At 67.8% G+C, this 23,030-nt stretch carries 17 protein-coding genes; 5 read left to right on the top strand and 12 right to left on the bottom strand.

The annotated features are described in order from the left end of the window. Positions 1 to 294 precede the first annotated feature (294 nt). The 3 genes from M1D40_RS13375 to M1D40_RS13385 are packed head-to-tail and all read right to left on the bottom strand — an operon-like array spanning position 295 to position 7,501. Entirely contained in the window at positions 295 to 3,813 is a 3,519-nt protein-coding gene (locus tag M1D40_RS13375) for an ATP-dependent helicase (protein WP_461169146.1), read from the bottom strand. Further along, positions 3,810 to 7,100, bottom strand: coding sequence for an ATP-dependent helicase (locus tag M1D40_RS13380; protein WP_461169147.1), 3,291 nt, complete (start codon positions 7,098 to 7,100; stop codon positions 3,810 to 3,812). Before M1D40_RS13380 ends, M1D40_RS13375 begins: the two co-directional genes overlap by 4 nt. Then, positions 7,097 to 7,501, bottom strand: a complete 405-nt coding sequence (locus M1D40_RS13385; RefSeq protein ID WP_341393511.1) for an MGMT family protein — start codon at positions 7,499 to 7,501, stop codon at positions 7,097 to 7,099. The genes M1D40_RS13380 and M1D40_RS13385 overlap by 4 nt, the downstream gene beginning before the upstream one ends. A 69-nt stretch (positions 7,502 to 7,570) precedes the next feature. On the opposite strand from M1D40_RS13385, the gene M1D40_RS13390 reads away from it, so the two are divergent. From M1D40_RS13390 to M1D40_RS13405, 4 genes are all read left to right on the top strand, one after another. Next, the gene (locus M1D40_RS13390) at positions 7,571 to 8,254 is read left to right on the top strand and encodes a 3'-5' exonuclease (RefSeq protein ID WP_341393510.1); all 684 of its coding nucleotides are present in this window, start codon (positions 7,571 to 7,573) and stop codon (positions 8,252 to 8,254) included. Positions 8,255 to 8,540: 286 nt separating this feature from the next. Further along, positions 8,541 to 9,521 (top strand): methionine ABC transporter ATP-binding protein, encoded by a 981-nt coding sequence (locus M1D40_RS13395; protein WP_341393509.1) that lies wholly within the window; start codon positions 8,541 to 8,543, stop codon positions 9,519 to 9,521. Further along, positions 9,518 to 10,318, top strand: a complete 801-nt coding sequence (locus M1D40_RS13400; RefSeq protein WP_445818873.1) for a methionine ABC transporter permease — start codon at positions 9,518 to 9,520, stop codon at positions 10,316 to 10,318. The genes M1D40_RS13395 and M1D40_RS13400 overlap by 4 nt, the downstream gene beginning before the upstream one ends. Before the next feature lie 128 nt (positions 10,319 to 10,446). Then, the gene (locus M1D40_RS13405) at positions 10,447 to 11,286 is read left to right on the top strand and encodes a MetQ/NlpA family ABC transporter substrate-binding protein (protein ID WP_461169148.1); all 840 of its coding nucleotides are present in this window, start codon (positions 10,447 to 10,449) and stop codon (positions 11,284 to 11,286) included. A 75-nt stretch (positions 11,287 to 11,361) separates the two neighbouring features. Here M1D40_RS13405 and hemL read toward each other — a convergent pair whose 3' ends face one another. From hemL to hemE, 8 genes are all read right to left on the bottom strand, one after another. Further along, the gene (gene hemL / locus M1D40_RS13410) at positions 11,362 to 12,690 is read right to left on the bottom strand and encodes a glutamate-1-semialdehyde 2,1-aminomutase (protein WP_461169149.1); all 1,329 of its coding nucleotides are present in this window, start codon (positions 12,688 to 12,690) and stop codon (positions 11,362 to 11,364) included. Continuing rightward, positions 12,690 to 13,673, bottom strand: coding sequence for a porphobilinogen synthase (hemB, locus tag M1D40_RS13415; RefSeq protein WP_461169150.1), 984 nt, complete (start codon positions 13,671 to 13,673; stop codon positions 12,690 to 12,692). Before hemB ends, hemL begins: the two co-directional genes overlap by 1 nt. Before the next feature lie 32 nt (positions 13,674 to 13,705). Then, positions 13,706 to 14,584 carry a uroporphyrinogen-III synthase gene (locus M1D40_RS13420; RefSeq protein WP_461169151.1) on the bottom strand — a complete coding sequence of 293 codons (879 nt, stop codon included), beginning with the start codon at positions 14,582 to 14,584 and terminating at the stop codon, positions 13,706 to 13,708. A 24-nt stretch (positions 14,585 to 14,608) separates the two neighbouring features. Then, entirely contained in the window at positions 14,609 to 15,565 is a 957-nt protein-coding gene (gene hemC / locus M1D40_RS13425; RefSeq protein WP_341393504.1) for a hydroxymethylbilane synthase, read from the bottom strand. Beyond that, positions 15,565 to 16,770: a ferrochelatase gene (locus M1D40_RS13430; protein WP_461169152.1), complete on the bottom strand. Its 1,206-nt coding sequence runs from the start codon at positions 16,768 to 16,770 to the stop codon at positions 15,565 to 15,567. Before M1D40_RS13430 ends, hemC begins: the two co-directional genes overlap by 1 nt. Next, positions 16,767 to 17,486: a hydrogen peroxide-dependent heme synthase gene (gene hemQ / locus M1D40_RS13435; protein WP_341393503.1), complete on the bottom strand. Its 720-nt coding sequence runs from the start codon at positions 17,484 to 17,486 to the stop codon at positions 16,767 to 16,769. The genes M1D40_RS13430 and hemQ overlap by 4 nt, the downstream gene beginning before the upstream one ends. A 74-nt stretch (positions 17,487 to 17,560) precedes the next feature. After that, positions 17,561 to 19,096 carry a protoporphyrinogen oxidase gene (hemG, locus tag M1D40_RS13440; protein ID WP_461169153.1) on the bottom strand — a complete coding sequence of 512 codons (1,536 nt, stop codon included), beginning with the start codon at positions 19,094 to 19,096 and terminating at the stop codon, positions 17,561 to 17,563. Between the two features lie 2 nt (positions 19,097 to 19,098). Further along, entirely contained in the window at positions 19,099 to 20,160 is a 1,062-nt protein-coding gene (gene hemE / locus M1D40_RS13445) for a uroporphyrinogen decarboxylase (RefSeq protein ID WP_341393501.1), read from the bottom strand. Between the two features lie 157 nt (positions 20,161 to 20,317). On the opposite strand from hemE, the gene M1D40_RS13450 reads away from it, so the two are divergent. Then, positions 20,318 to 21,679: a glutamyl-tRNA reductase gene (locus M1D40_RS13450; protein WP_461169154.1), complete on the top strand. Its 1,362-nt coding sequence runs from the start codon at positions 20,318 to 20,320 to the stop codon at positions 21,677 to 21,679. 73 nt (positions 21,680 to 21,752) lie between these two features. Here M1D40_RS13450 and moeB read toward each other — a convergent pair whose 3' ends face one another. Next, positions 21,753 to 22,940 (bottom strand): molybdopterin-synthase adenylyltransferase MoeB, encoded by a 1,188-nt coding sequence (gene moeB, locus M1D40_RS13455; protein WP_461169155.1) that lies wholly within the window; start codon positions 22,938 to 22,940, stop codon positions 21,753 to 21,755. Between the last annotated feature and the right edge of the window lie 90 nt (positions 22,941 to 23,030).

The raw sequence follows: 23,030 nt of genomic DNA on the forward strand, positions 1-23,030 counted from the left end.
CGGTGCACCTGCCTAATAAGCGGCTCGCAAATTACCGGCCCACCGCGTACCCAACGTCCAGAGCGGTTACGGCTAGCCAGGCCTTCCGATACGCATACCGCAGGGCGGACAAAGGTGCGGCCGCCTCCTCAGGAGACGGCCGCACCTTTGCCTTTCCCGCCGGCTGTCTTTCCCGCCGGCTGCCTTTCCCGCTGTTTCTTTCCCACTGGCTGTCTTTCCCACTGGCGGGTTCCGGCGTGCCAGGCCGGCCGGGCAACCTGCGCTAGGGCCATCCCGCACTAGGGCCATCCTGCGCTAGGACGAAGAGTTCGCCGACCGAATGATGTCCTCAAGCTCTTCTTCGCCCAAGAGGTTGAACGGACGGACCAGCTTGTCTGCCGCCACGTAGTAGAACGCGGCATTGACCTTTTCCAACGGCACCTGTTTCAGCCGGGCCCAGGCCAGCCGGTACACCGCCAGCTGCACCGCCCTTACCGCGAGCTTGTCCTTGGAGGGCGGGGCTCCGGTCTTCCAGTCGATCAGGTCCCAGGTGCCGTCCGCGTCCTGGAAGACGGCGTCGATGCGGCCGCGCACCACCACGGCATCCACCCGTGTCTCCACGGGTACTTCGATGAAGGCCGGAGTGCGCTGCGCCCAGGGCGAGGACTCGAAGGTGGCGATCATGTCTTCCAGCTGGTAGGCCTCGTCCACGTACGCGTCCGCCGCACCGGGATGTTCATCGATGTCCAGCATGCCGCTGGTTCCAAAGAATTCCTCCACCCAGGCGTGGAACGCCGTGCCTTTGCGGGCGGCCATTCCGGGCTCCCGCGGCACGGGACGCCGCAGCTGCCGGGTGACTTCCTCCGGATCATCCTTCAAGTCAACCAGCAGCGACGCCGAGATGTGCGCCGGCAGTTCAACCTCCACCACCTGGTTGGGCGGATGGTGGCGGGCCAGGACCAGCTCCACCTCTCGAGCCCAGCGCGTGGGTTCAAACACTCCCGGCGAGGATTCGCGGGGCCCATCCTCCTGCAGCCCCTCCGCGCCGGCCAGAATGTCGATTTCGGACTGCCCGACACGGCCCGCCTGGCGGTCAGCGGCTTCCATCACCGCGGCAGCAGCCCTTTCCATGGCTGCTCGCCGGTCCCCCAGAGGATCAACCGGCCACTTCTGCCGCTGCACATCCGCGTTGGCCGGGTTGGAATCGCCTTCGTCACCGGGCTGCACCCACGACAGGAGAGTGAAGCCCGGTGCACCCGCTTCCCCAAGGTCGTAGAGATCCTGCAGATAGCGGGAGACCGCCGTCGGCTTGGACCGTCCGCCGCCCCACACACTCGAAGTGCAGATCAAGACGTACTTGGCACGGGTGAACGCCACATAGGCAAGCCGGCGTTCCTCACGCTCGGCGTGACCGCGCGCGTCTTCGCTAAAGAGTTTTTCACTGTCCACCCAGCTTTTCTGGTCTTCCTGTTCCCAGTCCCATTGCGGAAGGTCGGGGGCGTCGCCGCGCAGGGGCCAGGGAATGGAGCCCTCGCCGCTGCTCCAGCGGGAGTCACGGTCGTTGGGGAACTGGCCCTCGTTCAGGCCCGGAACCACCACGACATCCCATTCCAGTCCTTTGGAGGCGTGGACGGTCAACAGCTGCACTGCTTCCCGGCTGGCCTCGAGCTGGGTGACGGGCAGTCCGTTTTCCTCGTCGTTGGCGGCTTCGAGCCAGGCCAGGAAAGCCGTCAGGTCCACACGTTCGCTGGAGGAGCTAAAGGTAGCCGCGGCATCGATGAACGCGTCGAGGTTCCGCCGGGACTCATGGATGGACACGCCCGGTTTCGCCGCCACTTCGATGTCCAGCAGGATGCGACGCTCGACTTCGCCGATCAGCGTTGTGAGGTCCTCCCCCACGTAGCTGCGCAGGTCCCGAAGCTCGTCGCGGAGCAGCTTCAGCCGTCGCAGCCCTTCGGCGGAAAGCGACCGCCCGGAGCTGGAGACCCATTCCGGGCGCGGCAGGGAATCCACGGCCTCCACCAGCGACCCGGCTTCGGCCATGTCCGCCTCCACAACGGTTTCGGAGCCGTCCGGCTGCTCATCCGGCCGGTGCACGTTGGCTGCATCGGCCGCGGATACCGCGTGCTCGCGGACCCGGACCAGGTGCCGTGACCAGTCCGCCAGCGCCATCAGATCGGCCGGACCTATGCGCCAGCGCGCTCCGGCCAGGATCCGCAGCATGGAGTCCGAGCGGCCCGGATCTCCAAGCACCCGCAGCACTGCCAGCACATCCACCACTTCAGGCGTCGAGAGCAGCCCGCCGAGTCCGACGATCTGCACCGGGATGCCGCGCGCTTCCAGCGCCTCCCGAACAGGTCCGAACTGCTTGCGTCCGCGGCAGAGGACGGCCACGGTGGGCTGCAGCGGCTTGCCGGCGTCGTCCGTTTCAAACCAGCGGTTCCGATGCGCCAGCACCTGGTCGGCGACGGCGTCGGCCTCGCCGAGGATGGCTTCGGCCCCGTCCGCGGCGGGAACCGAAACGTCAGCCAGGTAGCGTCCGAGGTAGACCTCGCCTACAGGCGCTTTGGGCTTGGCCTGCAGCTCAGGCACATGCGGCAGCCGCTGGCGCGCCAGCCAGGGAGCAGTGCTGTTCAGGGGTGCTGAAACAGTGTTGGCGGCGGCCAGAATCGACGTGGAGTTCCGCCAGGCGACGGAGAGGTTGGCAACGGGAGCCAGTGCACGCGTGCCGTCCGGAAGGAACAGCGGGAACTGGTCCCGGAAGGTACCGAGCTGGCCGGCCGACGCGCCGCGGAAACCGTAGATGGACTGGTGCGGGTCGCCAACCGCCGTGACCGCACGGCCGTCTCCGAAAAGCTGGGAGAAGAGCACCATCTGGGCGTGCGAGGTGTCCTGGAATTCGTCCAGCAGCACCACCTTGTACTTGGCCCGCTCCATCTCCACTGCCTCGGGAATGGTGGCGGCGATCGTGGCGGCCATTTCCACCAGGTCGCCAAAGTCCAGCTGCCGGCGCTCGAACTTCGCACGCCGGTACGCTTCGACGAGCTCGGTGACGGAGATCCGGGTGCGCAGCCTGTCCATAAGTTTCTGCACGGCCGCGGTTGCCGCCTTGGGCTTGCCGGCCAGATACGGCAGCCGCGTGACGGCCTCCAGGTGCTCGGCCAGGTGCTCACGCACCTCGGCCGGACTGGTAAGGTGTTCGGCGCATTCACCGGCCATCTGCAGGACCCCGTTGACCAGGGTGGATTTCGCGGCCGTGAAGTGCTCGAAGTCCCCGGCATAGGCTTCCACTACCTCGGTGGCGAGCTGCCAGGACTGGGCGCCGCCGAGCATGACGGAATCCCGTTCCACGCCCAGGCGGAGCCCGTAGTCGTTCACGATGCCGTTCGCGTAGGAATGGTACGTGGAGACGGCGGGGTCCAGCCTGGCGTCCTCGGACACGTCGGGGCCGCTGCCCGGCGGAATCAGGCCCGGATCAGCGGTGCCCGCGGCCTGGACCCGGTACAGCAGTTCCAGGCGCTGGCGGATGCGGCTGTCCAGTTCGCCGGCGGCCTTGCGGGTGAAGGTCACGCCCAGGATTTGTTCGGGGCGCACCAGCTTATTGGCCACCAGCCAGACCACCCGGTCCGCCATGGTTTTGGTCTTACCGGATCCGGCACCGGCAATGACCAGCAGCGGTTCCAGCGGCGCCTCGATGATTCCAATCTGGTCCGGTGTGGGGTACTGCACGGGATTCGCCGGGTCGGTATGCAGCATTTCAGCCAGTTCGCGGGCAGAGTAGCGCGGAGCCGGGGGAATCTCGGGGGGAAGCGTTTCGGTCAGGGAGGCACTCATTCGGTGACCTGCTTTCCTTCGGGGCACAGGGGGCAGATTTCGGGAAGCCGGCAGCCGTGGCCGCCGAACCCGCTGCGGGTGGGGTCGTGGACGGTGTCGAACCGGGCATCGGACATCAGCGCGGCCGCTTCACGGACCATGTCCCGCGCCGTGGTGTCCTCGGGATCCAGCGGCGGCTGCTGCTGGACGGCAACGGACTTGCTGGTGGTTCCCAGCTGGACCAGGGCGGCGCCGCCGGGCCGGGACGGCTGTACTGCTGCAGCGCCGTCTTCCGGTGCATCACGGTTCACGGCGCCTTCCCGGACCGCCTCCTGGTAAGCAGCCAGCTGGGGATGTTTTTCGAGATCGTCCTTCTTGGGCGCCGATTTGCCGGTTTTGAGGTCGACGATGAAGAGCCGCCCCTCGGAGTCGATCTCCAGCCGGTCAATCTGCCCGCGCAGCAGCGCCGTGCGTTCGCTGCCGCGGATCTCCACGGGCACCTCGGCGGCAAAGTCCCGCTCCACGGCCACCAGTGACCGCCCTTCCTGGCGCATGGTGATGACGTAGGCGGCAAGTTTGCGCACCATGGTCTCCGCTCGCCGGAAATCCAGCTTGCCTTCCCAGTTGTCCTTCATGCCCAGTGTGGGCCAGCGGCGCTGCAGTTCCTGGACGTACTCGCTGCCCGAGGCCTCGGGCAGGTCCTGGGCAATCTGATGGACCAGGGTGCCCAGCGAGCGGGCGAAGTCAGTGGCCTGTTCACCGCCGGCTGCGGAGACGAACCAGCTCAGGGGCGACTTCAGCACGGCGTCGACCTTGGACGGCGACACCGGAATGGGAGTTCCCTCGGGGATGACCGGATCCGTGGTGGACAGCTCAGCCAGTCCCCACCATTCCGACGGCGCTGCACCGGGGACCCGGACCGGATGATTGAGCATGGTGCCCAGATGGTGCACCGCTTCGTGTGCCAGTTCCGGTTTGTCCTGCTCCTGCTGCGTATAGGCGCGCAGCTCCGCAACGAGGGACCGCAACGTAAGGGGGCGCAGGACCTCGGTGCGTTCGCGCTTGACGGCCTGCGGCGGGAGCGGATCCACCAGGTCCAGGAACGCCGAGGGCTGTTCGTCGTCGGACGACACCGCGGTGCAGACCAACAGCTCGCGTGCCCGGGAGACAGCCGTGGAGAAGCTGCGCAGTTCATCGTGGCGGATCGCGTGCATCAGGGACTGCGGACTGCGGTGTTTGGCGAATCCGTCTCCGTGCTCAATAGCGGCCACCAGGTCTCCGCTGCCCAGCAGCTCACCGCGCAGGCGCAGGTTGGGCCAGACGCCGTCCTGCACCCCGGCAACAATGACCATGGGCCATTCCCGGCCGGCGGCGCTGGCGGGCGTGAGCAGTTCCACCGCCTCACGGCGCTGCGCACGGGCAGCCAGGGTGTCCATCGGCAGCTCGGAACTGGTCAGGTAGTCCAGGAACTGTGCGGGCGTGGAACCGGGCAGCTGGTCCACATATCGTTCAGCAGTCTGGAAAAGGGCCATGATGGCGTCGAGGTCGCGGTCGGCCCGGGCCCCGGCCGGGCCGCCGGAGAGGGCAGTTTCAGCCCACTTCTTGGACCACCCGGAAACCGACCACAGCGCCCAGAGCACTGTTTCAGCGGTGGCTCCGGGCTGTTCCGCCGCGGTCCGCCCGGCCCGCAGCATGGCGGCGGTGCGCTGGGCAGACCTCGCTTCCCAGGACAGGCCGGCGAGTGCCAGGCCGCTGGGCGAGACCGGATCCAGCAGGGCTTCCACAAGCAGCGCGTCGCTGGTACGGCCTCCCCCGCCGCGTATTTCTTCGCGGCGCAGCGACTGGCGGAGCCTGCGCAGTTCGATGGAGCTGGCTCCGCCGATCCGGGAGGTGAGCAGCGATACTGCGGCCTCCGGGGTGAGCAGCTCCGGATCCAGGACGACGGCGAAAGCCTCCAGCAGCGGCCGCACTGCGGCTTCATCCCGCACCGCCTTCTCCGCAACCGGCACTTTCACGTCAATGCCCTGGCCACTGAGGTAACGCTGGATGCGCGCCAGCTGCCCGCCGGTGCGCACAATAACGGCGATGTCCTCGAGGCTCCGTCCGTCCAGCAGCTGGGCTTCCAGGATGCGCTGGGCGATGTAGCGCAGTTCATGCATGGGGGAATCAACCACGTGCGCTTCGGCCCGGCCCGCTGCGGAGCTTTGGGTTTCGGCGGCTTCTGCGGGTTCCGGCGCTGCGGATTCCTGCGGTGCGGGCGGCAGCACCGCAGCCCGGTAACGGGGAAGCTGCCCGACCACCGAAATCCGCGAAGCAGTCCGAAGCCAGGCTTCGGCAACGGATCCGGTGAGCCGGTGGGGTCCGGACAGAACGAAGGTCTGGAGCCCCTCCCCCAGGGTGTCGGTGAGTTTGCCCAGCAGGTCCGGACGGGCGCCGCGGAAGCCCTGGACCACTGTGTCCGGACACGCCGTCACCACTGTGTCGCGTCCCCCTGCGAGAAGCCCGAGCAGGGCATGGATGGCTGGGTTGGCCTCCTGCAGGTCATCCACGAGGATCAGCTGGAACCGGGCCTGTTCCGCCGCCAGGAACTCCGGATCCGACTCCAGGATCTGCAGGGCGGTGGTGATGATGCCGGCGGGGTCGAAGGCCTCGGGCATGCGGATGTCCAGGACGTCGCGGTACTCCGCATACAGTGCGCCCGCGGCAATCCAGTCTTCACGGTTGTGCCGGCGCCCCAGATCGGCGACCTCCTCCGCGGAAATGCCGTACTCGATGATGCGGTCGAAAAGCTGCCGGATTTCCTGCCGGAAACCGCGGGTGGGCAGGGCAAGGTCCAGGGATTCGGGCCAGGGCAGGGCGGGGACGCCCTGCTGGCCGTGGCCTTCGAGCAGTTCCTTGATGATGACGTCCTGCTCGGCTCCCGAGAGCAGCTTGGGTGCCCGGGTGATGTACGGCAGCCGCCCCTCGGCCTTGGCCCGCCGGATCAGGTCAAAGGCGTAGGAAGCCCAGGTGCGTGCCGGCGACGTGCTCAGCGTGCCCTGCAGCCTGGCAGAGAGGGAATCCCGCAGCGCAGCCGCGGCCAGGCGGGTGGGCGCCAGCAGCAGCAGCCCGGCCGGGTCCAGTCCCGCAGCGATCCTGGCAACGGCGGCCTCCACCAGCACGGTCGACTTTCCGGTGCCGGGGGCACCCAGCACCAGGACGGGACCGCTGCCGGCGGGCAGGTCCGCAACAGCCTGCTGGTCCGGGCTCAGCTGCGGGGCTTCGGCGGTTCCGGCCGACGGTCCAACCAGTTGCAGTTTTACGCTCATGCCTCTACTTCATCACGTCCCGCCGACATTCCTGTTTCGGGCGCCGCCAGCCCGGCCCGGACCCCCTCAATCACCGTCCAGTCGCCCTCGGAGGGGAACCAGCGGGCCGGGCCGATCCGCACCCGGTATCCCCCGCCGTCGTCGTCAGGTGTTCCGGACAGCGGCGTCCCCTCGGTGCGGTAGTGCTCCAGGGCGCGCCGCTCGTGGCAGCGGGGAGGCTCTCCCCCGGCCCGGATGACGCGCCACCAGGGCAGGCCCGTGCCGCTGCGGGACAGGACTGCACCCACCTGCCGGGGACCGCCCTCGTGCAGAATCTCAGCGATGTCCCCGTAGGAGAGGACCCTGCCGGCCGGAATCAGCGCAACCACTGAACGGACGGCGTCGACATACTCATCGCGCATGACTCCAGCCTAGCGCGGCCCCGTCCCCGGGAATCTTCGAATGTCAGTGCCCGCCGGTACGTTTATTCCATGAACAGCTGGCATGAACTCCCCCACGCGGCCTTTGACCTTGAGACCACCGGCCGCGACCCGCATACTGCGCGCATCGTCACCGCATCCATCATTCTCGTCGACGGGCAGGGGCAGGTCCTGCAGCACCACGAGTGGCTCGCCGCGGTCGAAGAGGAGATTCCCGCAGAAGCAGCCGCCATCCACGGCGTCAGCACCGAACGCGCCCGGGCCGAGGGACGTCCGGCCCCGGAAGTGACTGCTGAAATCGCCGGAGTCCTCGGCGGATTTTTCGCAGCCGGCATCCCTGTCCTGGCCTTCAACGCCTGCTACGACTTCACCGTGCTGAACCGTGAGTGCGAACGCTTCGGGCTGACCGCACCGGCACCGGCACCCGTGATCGATCCCTACATCCTGGACAAGCAGGTGGACCGGTACCGCCGCGGCAAGCGCACGCTCACGGCGCTGACCGAGCACTACGGCGTCGGCTTCGAGAACGCGCACACCTCGGCCGCCGACGTCATGGCGACCCTGGGCGTGGCCCGCGCCATGGCCGGACGATATCCGGTGCTGCACGGCGACGCCGCGGAACTGCACCGGGCCCAGATCGGATGGGCCGGGGCCCAGGCCGCAAGCTTCCAGGACTACCTGCGGCGCAAGGATCCGGCGGCGGTCGTGGACGGAGCCTGGCCCGCCCGCTCCTGACACACGCGCGCACGGGGCGTCACGGGACGCAACATCACTTCGCGGAGCACCCCCGAGTCCTGTCCTGCTGCCCGCACATGAGATACTTGCACCTGTGTTAGGCGCTGATGGCGCCCCAGGCGTGCCCTAAGGAGACCCGCGGTTCAGGACTCTCCGGCGGATCGGCGTCTCGTGCCACGCGATTGGCAGACACCCCGCACAGGCCCAGGCACCCGGACGTGCCCGGCACGTCCCTGTGCCGTCATCCGGCCGCTGACCAGCCCCGATACGTAGACCACGAGGATCAATGATCACAGTTACCGACCTGCGCAAGGTATACCGCCAGGGCGACCGCATCGTCACCGCGCTCGACGGCGTCAGCCTGAGCGTGCCGAAGGGTTCCATCCACGGGATCATCGGCCACTCCGGTGCCGGCAAGTCAACGCTCGTGCGTTGCCTCACCCTCCTGGACCGGCCGACGTCAGGCTCGGTAACCATCGACGGCCGGGAGCTGACCGCGGTGAAGGACTCCGAGATCCGTGCGGCCCGCCGCCGGATCGGGATGGTGTTCCAGCATGCGAATCTGATGGATTCGCGCACCGCCGCCGCCAACATTGCGCACCCGCTGGAACTTGTCGGTACGAAAAAGTCGGTCATCGATGCCCGGGTGAAGGAACTGCTGGCCCTCGTGGGCCTGGAGGGAAGCGCCGGCGCCTACCCCGCCCAGCTTTCCGGCGGACAGAAGCAGCGCGTGGGCATTGCCCGGGCGCTGGCCTCCGATCCCGATGTGCTGCTGTGCGACGAGCCGACCTCGGCGCTGGACCCCACCACCACCGACGACATCCTGGACCTCATCTCGGACCTCACCCGCCGCCTGAACCTGACGGTGCTGATCATTACGCACGAGATGAACGTCGTGAAGCGGATCTGCGACTCCGTGTCCCTGCTCGACGCCGGCCGCGTGGTGGAACACGGACCGCTGCGCGAGGTTGCCTCCGACCTGAGCGGCCGGCTGGCCAAGCAGCTGATCCCGCTGCCCGCCACCCCGCCGTCGCCCGGCGGTCCGGTCCTGGAACTCCTGTTTACCGGCGAGACCACGTCGGATCCGGTGCTTTCCGCGCTGACCCGCCGGTTCGACACAGACGTCAACGTCCTTGCCGGCAGCGTAGAACTGCTGGCCGGCACCCGCTTCGGACGGCTGCGCATCCAGTTGGATACGCATACCGATATGGCCGCCGTCCATGAATACCTCGCCCTGCAGGGCGTCACCGTGGAGGTGGCAGCATGAACTTCCTGACCGGACTCTTCGACAATCCCGGCATCACCAAGGCCCTTCCGGAGGCCGTGCTCGAGACCCTCCAGATGGTGGGCATTTCCGGCTTCTTCACCCTGCTGATCGGCCTGCCGCTGGGCGTCTTCCTGCACGTCAGCGCGCCCGGGGGCCTGCTCCCCATGAAGATCATCAACCGGATCGTCAGCGACATCATCGTCAACATCACCAGGTCCGTGCCGTTCGCCATCCTGATGGTGACCCTGATTCCGCTGGCACGCCTGATCACCGGCACCTCCATCGGACCGGTGGCCGCCTCCGTCTCACTGAGCATCGCCACCATCCCGTTCTTTGCACGCCTGGTGGAAAACGCGCTCCGCGACGTCTCCGGCGGCAAGATCGACGCAGCACTGGTCATGGGCTCCACCAAGATGCAGGTGGTGACGAAGGTGCTGCTGCGTGAGGCCCTGCCCGGCCTCGTAGCTGCCCTGACCACCACGCTGGTAACCCTCGTGGGCTACTCCGCCATGGCCGGCATCGTCGGCGGCGGCGGGCTCGGCCGTCTGGCCTACAACTACGGTGTCCAGCGCTTTGACACCCAGGTCATGGTGGTCACGATCGTCATCATTGTGGCCCTCGTGCAGATTATCCAGCTTGCCGGCGACTACGCTTCCCGCCGGGTGGACCACCGGTCCGCCGCGGGCACGGGCCGGCGCAGCCGCCCGGCCGCCGCAGCCGCAGCAGCAGCCGACGCCGGCCCCGCCGCCGCTCCCCGGACCGCCGCCGACCGCGAATTCGACGAGACCAAGGTCTAGTCCAAGTCTTCGTGAGGTCCGGGCCGCGCCCCGGACCCTTACGGATCTGCAGCCAGTAGCCGCTAGCTGCACATTCCCCCGGACGGCGGAGTTCCGCTTCCCCGGGTCACGTGAAAGGAACGCACTCGATGCGTAAAGCACTTACCCTCGTTGCCACCGGTGTGGCCACTGCCCTGGCGCTGACGGCTTGCGGCGGATCGGATTCCGCCGCCAGCTCCGTGGACAGCCTTGACCCCGCAAACCCGGTAACCCTCACCGTGGGTGCCAGCCCCACGCCGCACGCCCGGATCCTGGAATTTGTCCGGGACAACCTCACCGCCGACACCGGCCTGGAACTGGAGATCCAGGAGTTCGACGACTACGTCACCCCGAACATCTCCCTGAACGACGGCGACAGCGACGTCAACTTCTACCAGCACCTGCCGTACCTGGAATCCCAGATGGAAAAGCAGGGCTACGACTTCGAACACGGCGCCGGCATCCACGTGGAGCCCTACGCCGCGTTCTCCGACAAGCACGACGACGCCTCCTCCATCGAGGACGGTGCCCGGGTAATGGTCACCAACGACCCGTCGAACCAGGCCCGCGCCCTGAAGATGCTTGAGGAGGCCGACCTGGTGAAGGACATCGCCGAGGATTCGTCGGTGCTGACCCTGACCGAGGAGCAGAACTTCAAGAACCTGGACTTCCAGGAAAACAATCCGGAACTGCTGGTCAACGACCTGGGCGATCCCACTGTTGACCTGGCCATCATCAACGGCAACTACATCCTTGAAGCCGGACTGAACACCGACGATGCCCTTCTGGTGGAATCCGCCGAGGACAACCCGTACGCCAACTTCCTGGTCTGGAAGACCGGCAACAAGGACGCACGGATCGACAAACTCGAGGAACTGCTCCACTCCCCCGAAACCAAGGCCTTCATTGAAGAGACCTGGCCGAACGGCGACGTAACGGCTGCCTTCTAGAGCCGGCAACGAAAAACCCCGCACCTCCCGTCAAAGGGAGGTGCGGGGTTTTTCGTTGCCCGGCGGGCTGCGGATTTACGGCTGAGCTGCAGCAGCGGCCTGTGCGGCTGCCGGGAGCGCGGCGTAAATGCGTTCCATTGCGGCGTCGTCGTGGGCGCCGGAAAGGAACCAGGCCTCAAAGACCGACGGCGGCAGGTACACGCCGGCGTCCAGCATGGAGTGGAAGAACGGCTTGTACCGGAAGGCTTCCTGCGCCTGGGCCTGCTCGTAGTTGTGCACACCGGTGGCCGAGGTGCCGAAAGCGACGCTGAAGAGGCTGCCGGCCCGCTGGATGCTGTGGTCCACCCCGGCCTCAGTCAAAGCGGCGGACACGGCGGCGGACAGCTCAGCGGAGCGGGCGTCGACGTTGGCATAAACCTCGGCAGTGGCTGCCTTCAGGGTGGCGACACCGGCGGCCATAGCAATCGGGTTACCCGAAAGGGTGCCGGCCTGGTAGACCGGGCCCAGCGGCGCGAGGTAGTCCATGACGTCGGCACGGCCGCCCAGGGCGGCTACGGGCATGCCGCCGCCGATGACCTTGCCGAAGGTGAACAGGTCCGGCGTCCAGCCCTCTCTGGCGCCGGTCAGGCCCCAGTAGCCGGCCGGACCGGTACGGAACCCGGTGAGGACCTCGTCGAGGATCAGCAGGGCGCCGTGGGAGGCGGTGATCTGTGAGAGGGCGGCGTTGAAGCCTTCGCCCGGGGTAACCACACCCATGTTCGCCGGTGCAGCCTCGGTGATGACGGCCGCGATGTTCGCGCCGTGCTCGGCGAAGGCTGCCTCAACGGCGGTGATGTCGTTGTACGGCAGGACCAGCGTTTCGGCTGCGGTTGCTTCGGTGACACCGGCGGAGCCGGGCAGCGCCAGCGTGGCCAGGCCCGAACCGGCGGAGGCCAGCAGTCCGTCGAGGTGGCCGTGGTAGCAGCCGGCGAATTTGATGATCAGGTTCCGGCCGGTGAACCCGCGGGCCAGCCGGACGGCCGTCATGGTGGCCTCGGTTCCGGTGGACACCATGCGCAGGCGCTTCACGCCCGGCACGCGGTCCATGACCAGCTGCGCCAGCTCGGCTTCCGCCGGGGTGGACGCACCGAAAGACAGCCCGTTATCCACGGCTGCATGCACGGCGGCCAGGACGTCAGGGTGGGAATGTCCCACCAGCGCCGGCCCCCAGGAGCAGACGAGGTCCACGTATTCGCGGCCCTCGGAATCCGTGATGTACGGGCCCTTGGCGGAAACCATGAACCGGGGCGTGCCGCCCACTGAGCCAAAAGCACGGACCGGGGAGTTCACTCCGCCGGGCATCAGTGCCCGGGCCCGATCAAAGAGTTCTTCGGAGGATGACGTGGCGGTGACAGGTGAGGTCATTACTTGCTTTCCTTCAGCCAGGCTGCCAGCTCGGTGGCCCAGTAGGTGAGAATCATATTGGCGCCGGCACGCTTGATGCCCAGGACGGATTCCTCGATGGCCCGGCGGCGGTCGATCCAGCCGTTGGCGGCGGCAGCTTCAATCATCGCGTACTCGCCGGAGATCTGGTAAGCGCCCACCGGGACCGGGGACATGGCGGCCACATCGGCCAGGACGTCCAGGTAGCTCATGGCGGGCTTGACCATCACCATGTCGGCGCCTTCCTCGAGGTCCAGTTCGACTTCGAGGAGGGCTTCACGGCGGTTGGACGCGTCCATCTGGTAGGTGCGCCGGTCGCCCTTCAGCTGGGAATCCACGGCTTCGCGGAACGGACCGTAGAAGGCCGAGGCGTACTTCGCCGCGTAGGCAAACAGTGACACATCGGTGTAGCCGGCCGTGTCCAGGGCCTGCCGGATGACGGCAATCTGTCCGTCCATCATGCCGGAGGGGCCGAGGACGTGGGCGCCGGCGCGTGCCTGTTCCACTGCCATCCGGCCGTAGATTTCCAGCGTCGCATCATTGTCCACGCGGCCCTGCGCGTCGAGCACGCCGCAGTGTCCGTGGTCGGTGAATTCGTCCAGGCAGACGTCGCTCATGATCACCAGGTCGTCGCCGACCTCTTCCCGGACCGCTGCGATGCCCCGGTTCAGGATGCCGTTCGGATCCGTGCCGGCGCTGCCGACGGCGTCGCGCTCGGCGGGGATGCCGAAGAGCATGATGCCGCCCACGCCCAGGTCAACGGCTTCGGCGGCGGCCTTCTTCAGGCTGTCCAGAGTGTGCTGGACGACGCCGGGCATGGATGCCAGCGGATTGGGCTCGGTGAGGCCTTCCCGCACGAAGGCCGGAAGAATCAGCTCGGCCGGATCCAGCCGGAACTCTGCGGTCATCCGCCGCATGGCGGGGGTGGTGCGGAGGCGGCGGGGACGGCGCTGGGGGAAGCTCATGGAAATAATTCTGCCTTCCGGTAATGAGGGAACTAAGTGGTGGGACCCGTAGACATAGCGACGGAGAGTGCCTGCGCTATTCCCGCCGGTGTTGGCTGCTCCGCCACAGCGTGCGGGGGTACGTGCAGCTGCCCCATCTGGGCGGCGGTGCTGTCACCGATGGCAACAAGCAGCGTCCCTTGGGGAAGGGGCGAGCACTGCCGCAGGAAACGCCGGGCGATGCTGGGCGAGGTCAGGACGACGGCGCGCGGGCCCTGCGGCGTGCGGGCCAGGAACTCCTGCGGGGTGAGCAAGCGGGGACCGCCCGCCTGGCCGTCGCCGGGCGCGGGGGTGAACCGGACCCCCGTTGCCGGGTAGTCCACGGTGCAGTAGGCGGTTACCGGGCTGACCTCCCAGCCCAGCCCGGCCAGCGCTGCGGCCAGGGCCGGGTCCGCCAGGTCGGCCTGCGGAAGCAGGAGCCTCAGCGCGCCGCCCTCGGGGTCGGACACGGAGGGGTGGGGCCAGGATTCCGCCAGCCCGCGGGCTGACTGGTCGCGGTCCGGCATCAGGTCCACGTCCAGCCCGATGTCTTCCAGGGCCTGCCGGGTGCCTGCTCCGACGGCCGCAATAAAAGTTCCGGACGGAACGGCAGTGGAGGCCGGCACGCCCAGGGCAGCGCAGCGCCGGACCATGGCGCGCACCGTGGTCACGCTCGTGAAGACCACCCAGGCGAACCTGCCGGCCCGGAGCGACTTCAGTGCACGGTCCAGGTCGGTGGTGTCGGCGGGGAACTGGAAGTCGATCAGCGGCATCAGTTCCACCGCCGCTCCGCGCGCTTCCAGCTCGGCAGCCATGGCCGCCGCGCGGTCCGGAGTGCGCGGAAGCACCACGGTGAGCCCGGCAAGTTCCGGCCTGGGTTTGTTCGCTGCCACGTCAGCGGGTCCGGGAACGACGCATCAGCTGACCGCGAGGTCCGTCAGGGACGCTGCACCGGCCGCCAGCAGGTCTTCGGCGAGGCGCACGCCCAGGGCGCGTGCGCCGTCCTCGTCGAGCACAGCGGATGCCGCCGAACGCCGCATGACGCGGGTTCCGTCGTCGCTGCACACTACGGCTTCGAGGTGCAGGCGGGTTTCGGTCAGCGAGGCCAGCGCGCCAATGGGCGCCGTGCAGCCGGCTTCCAGCCGGTTCAGCAGTGCCCGTTCGGCCGTGACGGTCAGCCGGGCGGCGTTGTTGTCGTAGGCGGCCAGTGCACGGCTCAGCGGGCCGTCGGCAGCGTCGGGGCTGCGGCATTCCACAGCCAGCGCTCCCTGGCCGGGCGCCGGCAGCATGACGGCCGGGTCCAGGAACTCCGAAACCATCTCCAGTCGGCCCAGGCGTGCCAGCCCGGCGGCCGCCAGAACGACGGCGTCGAGGTCGCCGGGGGCGCCTTCGACAAGTCCCGCGACCCGGCCCAGCCGGGTGTCCACGTTGCCGCGGATATCAACCACGTCCAGGTCCGGCCGGGCGGCGCGCAGCTGCGCGGCCCGGCGCGGGGAGCCGGTGCCCACGCGGGCACCCTCCGGAAGCTGCGCCAGGGTCAGTCCGTCACGGGCGCAGAGCGCGTCGCGGACGTCCACCCGCGCCGGAATGGCGCCGATGGCCAGTCCTTCAGCCGCGCCGGTGGGCAGATCCTTCAGGGAATGCACGGCGACGTCGCAGTTCCCGGCCAGCAGCGAATCGCGCAGCGCGGCAACAAAAACTCCGGTGCCGCCGATCTGGGACAGCGCAGCGCGGTTGATGTCGCCTTCCGTGCGGACACGCACCAGTTCGACGTCGAAGCCGCCGAGTTCGGACAGCGCGTTCGCGACCGTTGTGGTCTGGGTGACGGCCAGGGCACTGCCCCGGGTACCGATCAGCACCGGCGAGTGTGCCACTACTGCACGCCCACGGTGGAATCGGCGCCGGCAATCGTCGGCTTCTCGCCGCGCAGGTTCGCGCAGCAGCCCGGACGGCAGACGTCGTACCAGGGGCCAAGCTTCGTCACGGCAGGGCGGTCGGCAATGTTGTGTTCCACGGTGCGCTCGGAGAGCAGGTCCACCAGGCCGGAAACGAAGGTCTCATGGATGCCCGGGGTGGGGGCGCGGTGCGCGGCCAGGCCCAGCTCGCGGCAGGTCTCCATGGCTTCGGTATCCAGGTCCCAGAGGACTTCCATGTGATCGCTGACGAAGCCCAGCGGAACAATGACGGCGCCCTTGACGCCCTTGGCGGGCAGTTCGGCGATGGCATCGTTGATGTCCGGTTCCAGCCAGGGGGTGTGCGGGGAACCGGAGCGGGACTGATAGACCAGCTGCCAGTCCACGCCTGCGGCTTCGGGGATGCGGTCGATGATCGCCCGGGCATTCGCCAGGTGCTGCGCCACGTAGGCGCTGCCTTCCTCGAACTCGCGGTCGCGCGGGCCGGAGGCTTCGGCGTCGGCGGTGGGGATGGAGTGGGTGGAGAACAGGATCTCGATCTTCCCGTCTTCCTCGCCGCGCTCGGCCAGCTGCTCGCGGACCCTCGCCAGCGAGTCGCGGACGCCTTCGACGAAGGGCTCCACGAAACCGGGGTGGTCGAAGTACTGACGGACCTTGTCCACCTGCAGCTTCTTGTCCAGCCCGGTGGCGAGCAGGTTCATGCCCAGGTCCTCGCGGTACTGGCGGCAGCTCGAGTAGGAGGAGTACACGCTGGTGGTGACCATCAGCAGGCGGCGGTAGCCGGTGTCGTAGGCCTCCTGCAGTACATCCTTGATGTACGGAGCCCAGTTGCGGTTGCCCCACAGCACCGGCGTATCGATCCCGCGGCGCTTCAGCTCGGCCTCGAGGGCGGCCTTCAGCGCACGGTTCTGCTCGTTGATGGGGCTGATTCCGCCGTTGGCGCGGTAGTGGGTGGCCACCTCTTCGAGGCGCTCGTCCGGGATGCCCCGGCCGCGGGTGACGTTGCGCAGGAACGGGATAACGTCTTCCTGCCCTTCGGGACCGCCGAAGGAGGCCAAAAGGATGGCGTCGTAGTGCTTGGGGGCCATCCGGCCGTTCTCGTCCACGCCCTCAAACGGGTCAAGGGGCGCTGACTCATTGGACTGGTTACTGGCAGCAGTTGTCATTTCAGTACCTCGGCAACTTCGGCGGCGGCAATGCGCCGGCCGGTATAGAAGGGGATTTCTTCACGGACGTGGTTCCGCGCCTCGGTGGAGCGCAGATGGCGCATCATGTCCACCAGATCGGTCAGGTTGGGAGCTTCCAGGCCCAGGATCCATTCCCAGTCGCCCAGGGCGAAGGAGGCAACGGTGTTGGCCAGGACCTGGGGGAATTCGCGGCCGAGCATGCCGTGGTCGCGCAGCATCTTGCCGCGCTCCTCTGCGGGCAGCAGGTACCACTCGTAGGAGCGCACGAAGGGGTACACGCAGATCCAGGCTTCGGGGGCGATGCCGCGGGCGTAGGAGGGCCAGTGGTTCTTGGAGAACTCCGCGTCGCGGTGCACGCCCATGGCGGACCAGGCGATTTCCGTGCCGGCGAACAGGCCGGAACGGCGGATCTCGCGGATCGCGGCCTGGAGGTCCTCGGCGCGGCCGCCGTGCAGCCACACCATGATGTCGGCGTCGGCGCGCATCGCGGATACGTCGTAGAGTCCGCGCAGGGTGACCTGACGGCCTGCAAGCTCCTGCGTGAGGGCCTCAAAGGCCTTGGTGTTTTCTTCAGCGTCTGCTGCGGCAGCGCCGGATCCGGCCTCGGCAGACCGCTTGAAAACGGTCCAGAGGGTAAAGAACTGTTCTTCGGCGACGGCTGTTTCTTCGGTGCTCTGACCCATGGGCTCACTCATGATTAACAGTCTGCCCTTCCGGGCAGCCTTAGACGAAATACTCCACTTCTACTTCTTGTAGAAAGTGGTTAATGTCACAGCCCTTCGAGCTGCTCCGCCAGGCCCGAGATCCGTGCCCGGGTATCGGCGGTTACGGCGGCCAGCCCCGTTCCGGCCAGCCAGGCCCCCACAACTTCCAGCCCGGGAACCGCGTCGACGGCGGTGCGCACCGCGGCAACCCGGTCCCGGTGCCCGACGGCGGCGGACGGCAGGGCGCCGACCCAGCGGACCACGTCCCAGCCGACCACATCGTCAACACCCAGCGGAACCTGCAGCAGCACCGAGGCATCAGTCAGCGCCTGGGCAAACAGGTCAGCGTCCTCCCGGTCCACCGGACCGGGCGCTGCCTGCGCTGCCTGCGCCGCTGCCGCCGCGGCTGCGCTCAGCGCCCGCCCGTAGGACAGGCGCAGCACGTGAGTTCCCGGTCCGGTGGAGTCCGCCAGCCACTGCCACTTGGCGGTGGCGTGCGTCAGGGCTTTCGCGCCCACTGCTTCAACGTCTTCAGCCACGAGGACACCTGTCCCCCGCGGATGGGCGTCAAGGTCCGGCTGGTCCACCACCAGGGTCACGAGCGCAACGCCGGGGCCGGGGCCCGGGCGTGCGGCTGCCAGTTCAGGCACGGTTCCGGCAAGGAGGTCTACGGCGGTGGGACCGTCCGTCGCCATGACCAGCGCGTGGGCGGAGAGCGTGCGGCCCGCTGCGGAAACAATCCATCCGTCGCCGTCGCGTTCCACCGCTTCGACGGTGACGCCCGTGTCCACCTTGACGCCGAGAGCCGCCAGGTCCTCTTCCAGCGCACTGCTGAGCCTGCCCATACCGCCGGCGAGGCCGGCAACAGCGGATCCGGCGGGAGCCGCGGCGCGCATGGATGCCACCGCCGCGGACAGGGACCCGTGCTTGGCAATCGCCGCGCGGAGACCGGGAGCAACCGAGTCCACGTCCAGGACGTCCGGATCCGAGGAATAGACGCCTCCGACAACGGGGGCCACCAGCCGGCGCAGCACTGCGTCTCCCATGCGGGCCCGGACAACCTCGCCGAGGCTGGCACTTTCCTTCCGCGCCAGTGCGCCCACGGGCAGGATCCGGTCCAGTGCCGCGCGGGCGGCCCCGGCCCGTCCGATCGCCCGGACAATCTCCGGGGCGCGCGGGTCGGCGGGAATGCCGAGCAGCCCGCTCTGCGGCATGGGCTGCGCAGCGGCGGCGGTGTCCTCGCCGGACAGCTGCAGCCAGGCACCCACGCGGTTGGGCTGGACGACGGCGTCGCTCAGGCCCAGTTCTCCGATCAGGTCCGGCACTGCGCGGGACCGGGTAGCGAAGGATTCGGCTCCGCTGTCCAGGGTCAGGCCGGCAACTGAATGGGTGCCTACGCAGCCGCCCACCGAAGCGCCGGCTTCAAGCAGCGTCACGGCAAAACCCCGGCGGGCCAAATCACGGGCAGCAATAAGTCCGGAGACGCCGCCGCCCACCACCACGGCACTGTGTGCCGGAACGGCGGGGACGGCAGCTGGCTCGGCACCGGGACCGGGCTTGCGGGTCACCGGGAAGTGGGGAAGAACCGGGCGGTGCGGCATGGTTACGGCTCCACCGAGTGAATCAGCTTCACGACCCGCGTCAGGACCTCCGGGTCAGTGTCCGGCGGGACCCCGTGGCCCAGATTGACCACGTGGCCCGGGGCACCGGCCCCGGCGGCCAGGACGTCCCGGACATGCGCCTCCAGTACCGGCCAGGGAGCCTCGAGCAGCGCGGGGTCGATGTTCCCCTGCAGCGGCGTGGTGCCGCCCAGGCGGCGGTTGGCTTCATCCAGCGGCAGCCGGTAGTCCACGCCCACCACGTCGACGCCGACGTCGCGCATCGCACCGAGCAGTTCCGAAGTGCCGGTCCCGAAGTGCACCAGCGGAGCTCCCAAGTCCCGGACATGATCCAGTGCCCGGGCGGAGGCGGGCGCTACGTGCCGGGTGTAGTCGGCCAGGCCCAGGGACCCGGCCCAGGAGTCAAACAGCTGTCCGGCGCTGGCGCCGGCTTCCAGCTGTGCGCGCAGGAACATGCCCGATGCGTCCGCCGCCCAGTGAGTCAGGGCCTGCCAGGTCTCCGGATCAGCGTGCATCATGGTGCGCGGCCCGAGGTGGTCGCGCGACGGCTTGCCCTCCACCATGTAGGCGGCGAGGGTGAACGGGGCCCCGGCGAATCCGATCAGCGGGGTCTTTCCCAGCTCCGCGACGGTCAGCCGGACGGCTTCCCGGATCGGCTCGAGGGCCTCCTCAGTGAGGACCGGCAGTGCAGCGACATCAGCCGCGGTCCGTACGGGCCGGCCCAGGACGGGCCCGACGCCGGGCACAATGTCGACGTCGACGCCGGCAAGCTTCAGCGGAATAACGATGTCCGAAAAGAAGATTCCGGCATCAACGTCGTGCCGGCGGACCGGCTGCAGGGTGATCTCCGAAGCCATGGCCGGGTCCAGGCAGGAGTCCAGCATCGCGGTTCCCTCCCGCAGCTTGCGGTATTCCGGAAGCGACCTTCCGGCCTGACGCATAAACCAGACCGGTCGGCGGGACGGAGTTCCGCCCCGGTAGGCGGTAATCAGGGGGGAATCGGCCGTGCGGCCATCCATGAGCGGATGAGAGGCGCTAAGAGTCATACCCTGATTCTCTCCAAAATCCGGCCCGATGGATAACCAGGACCCCCGGAGGAGGCCGGCGGGCGGTCCAAGGTGATGGGAAACACCCCGGAAAGGGATGTTAGTTAGGGCGCCCTATTGGGGTGAACACCGCCCCGGTGGCTAGTATTGAGGCACTGTGGTTCTACTTTCCCTTATTGCGACGCACTCCGATGTTGATCTGGAAACTGTTGCCCGCCTCAGCGCCGGTGCATCCCAGGTCTCCTCCTCCCTGCTCGAAACCGGATCGGCGGTGTCCGGATCCGTAGTCCTGGCCACCTGCAACCGGTTCGAGGTTTACTGCGAGGCAAAGTCGGAGGCGGACATTGAAGCAGCCCGCTCCGCCGTCGTCGCAGAAATCAGCCGGCATTCCGGCCTCAGCAAAGACCTCGTTTCGCGCTCCTTCACCACCAACACGGGCGAATCCGTGGCCAAGCACCTCTTTGCCGTGGGCGCGGGCCTTGATTCCGCCGTCGTCGGTGAACGCGAAATTGCCGGCCAGGTCCGGCGCGCGCTGATCGAAGCCCAGGAAAAAGGCACTGCCAGCGGCGGCCTGACCCGGTTATTCCAGACCGCCTCCCGTACCGCCAAAGATGTTGGCGCCCTGACAGCCCTCGGAAAACGGGGGCTTTCCATCGTGTCCGTGGCACTGGAACTGGCCACCGACCTTTCGGTGGACCTGGACTGGCGGAACAAGAAGGTAGTCGTGTTCGGCACCGGAGCCTACGCCGGGGCCACCATGGCGCTGCTCAAGGAGCGCGGATGCACCGACATCAGCGTCTATTCGTCTTCCGACCGGGCCGAATCCTTCACGGCATCCCGCGGCGGCACCCCGCTGACCCGCGATTCCCTTCCCGCCGCCCTGGCCGCCGCGGACGTTGTGATCGGTTGCAGCGGCAGCGACAGCCAGGTCAGTGCCAAGGACATCTCCCGGGTCCGGGCGAACAGCAACAAGCCGCTGATCATCATTGACCTTGCCCTCACCCACGACTTCGAACCTGCAGTTCGGGAAGTGGACGGGGTGGACCTGATTACCCTCGAGTCGGTGCGTTTGGCCGCTCCCGCCGAGCAGGCGGAATCGCTGAAGCAGGCCAGCGGCATTGTCGCCGACGCCGCCAAGGCCTTTTCCGAACTCCAGCTCAGCCGGCAGATGGACTCCGCAATCGTGGCGCTGCGCCGGCACACGCTTAACGTCCTGGACAGCGAACTGGAAAAGGTGCGCGCCCAGCACGGCTGCACCGGCGCTGCCGAAGAAGTGGAGTTCGCCATGCGCCGCATGGTCAAGCAGCTGCTGCACGTTCCCACGGTCCGTGCCCGCGAGCTTGCCGCCAGCGGACAGCAGGACGACTACATCAAGGGCCTTGAAGCCCTGTTCGGCATTACTCCGGACCAGCCGGTCACCCGCCGTCCCGCCGCCCCCGCGCACGGCAGCCCCCACCCGGGCCACAACGGCGGCCCGGAAGCCGACGATGCCGGCACCGACACGGCGCAGTCCGCCTAACTCTTCGTCCAGGCGGCCCAACTCTCAGTCCACGCGGCCCGGCGCCTGTGTCCGGTTCAGCACGTCCCGGCGCTTAGTACACCTGCTTCGCCGGTTCGATTTCCCGCACCCACTCCAGGATCCCCCCGGATACGTTGAACACGTCCGGATATCCCCGTTCCCGGAGGAAGGCAGTTACTTCAGCTGACCGGGCGCCCGACTTGCAGTGGACGTAGATTTCCTTCCCCGGCTCGGGCAGCTGCTCACCCGAGAGGATTCCCGCCCTTGGCATCAGCACCGCTCCGTTAATGCTCACGATCGCGTGCTCACCCGGCTCCCGGACATCCAGCAGGTCGAAGTCGCGGTGTCCGGCACTCCGTTCTGCCAGCAGCTGCTGCAATTCGCGGACCCCCACAGCGGGCACTTCCGCCGACGCACCGCCGGGCCCCTTCCCCGCGGGCAGGCCGCAGAACGCCTGGTAGTCGCTCAACTCGGTGACCGGCTCCGCGGCCGGGTCCTTCCGCACCCGGATCTCCCGCCAGGCCATATCCAGGGCGTTGAGCACCAGGACCCGGCCCAGCAGGGTTCTGCCCGTGCCGGTAATCAGTTTCACCGCTTCATTGACCATCACCGACCCGATCTGCGCGCACAGCACTCCCAGCACGCCGCCTTCGGCGCAGGAGGGGACGGACCCCGCCGGCGGAGCCTCGGGATAGAGATCCCGGTACGTGGGCCCGTGTTTTCCCCAGAACACGCTCACCTGCCCGTCAAAGCGCAGGATGGATCCCCAAACGTAGGGTTTGCCCAGGATCTCTGCCGCGTCGTTCACCAGGTAGCGGGTGGCAAAATTGTCGGTGCCGTCCAGGATCAGGTCGTAGCCGGCGAAGATCTCCAGCGCATTGGAAGCATCCAGGCGCACCGGATGGAGGCGGACCTCAACGAGGGGGTTGAGCTCAAGGACACTGCGGCGCGCAGACTCGGCCTTCAAGCTGCCGACGTCGGACACACCGTGGATGACCTGCCGCTGCAGGTTGGATTCTTCCACCGTGTCGTCGTCGATAATTCCCAGTGTTCCCACCCCGGCCGCTGCCAGGTACAGCAGGGCAGGCGATCCCAGTCCCCCGGCGCCGATTACCAGGACACGGGCGTTTTTCAGGCGCTGCTGCGCCTGCATCCCGAATTCGGGCAGCAGGAGGTGTCTGGAATAACGGAGGGTTTCCTCGTCCGTCAGCCCTGCTGCAGGCTCAACCAGCGCAGGAAGTGCAACGTGCTGCTCAGTCATGAGTCCAAATGTAGTCCTCAATCGTGCTGCGGAACGTGTTGCACTTATTACCCGCGGGTAAACTGAAGTCCGTTGTCCGGGCGCCTTGGC

Source organism: Arthrobacter sp. Z1-15 (assembly GCF_054792395.1).

Coding starts and splice junctions, on each gene's coding strand:
- M1D40_RS13375 (WP_461169146.1), bottom strand. CDS start 3,813: ATGAGTGCCTCCCTGACCGAAACGCTTCCCCCCGAGATTCCCCCGGCT.
- M1D40_RS13380 (WP_461169147.1), bottom strand. CDS start 7,100: ATGAGCGTAAAACTGCAACTGGTTGGACCGTCGGCCGGAACCGCCGAA.
- M1D40_RS13385 (WP_341393511.1), bottom strand. CDS start 7,501: ATGCGCGATGAGTATGTCGACGCCGTCCGTTCAGTGGTTGCGCTGATT.
- M1D40_RS13390 (WP_341393510.1), top strand. CDS start 7,571: ATGAACAGCTGGCATGAACTCCCCCACGCGGCCTTTGACCTTGAGACC.
- M1D40_RS13395 (WP_341393509.1), top strand. CDS start 8,541: ATGATCACAGTTACCGACCTGCGCAAGGTATACCGCCAGGGCGACCGC.
- M1D40_RS13400 (WP_445818873.1), top strand. CDS start 9,518: ATGAACTTCCTGACCGGACTCTTCGACAATCCCGGCATCACCAAGGCC.
- M1D40_RS13405 (WP_461169148.1), top strand. CDS start 10,447: ATGCGTAAAGCACTTACCCTCGTTGCCACCGGTGTGGCCACTGCCCTG.
- hemL (WP_461169149.1), bottom strand. CDS start 12,690: ATGACCTCACCTGTCACCGCCACGTCATCCTCCGAAGAACTCTTTGAT.
- hemB (WP_461169150.1), bottom strand. CDS start 13,673: ATGAGCTTCCCCCAGCGCCGTCCCCGCCGCCTCCGCACCACCCCCGCC.
- M1D40_RS13430 (WP_461169152.1), bottom strand. CDS start 16,770: ATGACAACTGCTGCCAGTAACCAGTCCAATGAGTCAGCGCCCCTTGAC.
- hemQ (WP_341393503.1), bottom strand. CDS start 17,486: ATGAGTGAGCCCATGGGTCAGAGCACCGAAGAAACAGCCGTCGCCGAA.
- hemG (WP_461169153.1), bottom strand. CDS start 19,096: ATGCCGCACCGCCCGGTTCTTCCCCACTTCCCGGTGACCCGCAAGCCC.
- hemE (WP_341393501.1), bottom strand. CDS start 20,160: ATGACTCTTAGCGCCTCTCATCCGCTCATGGATGGCCGCACGGCCGAT.
- moeB (WP_461169155.1), bottom strand. CDS start 22,940: ATGACTGAGCAGCACGTTGCACTTCCTGCGCTGGTTGAGCCTGCAGCA.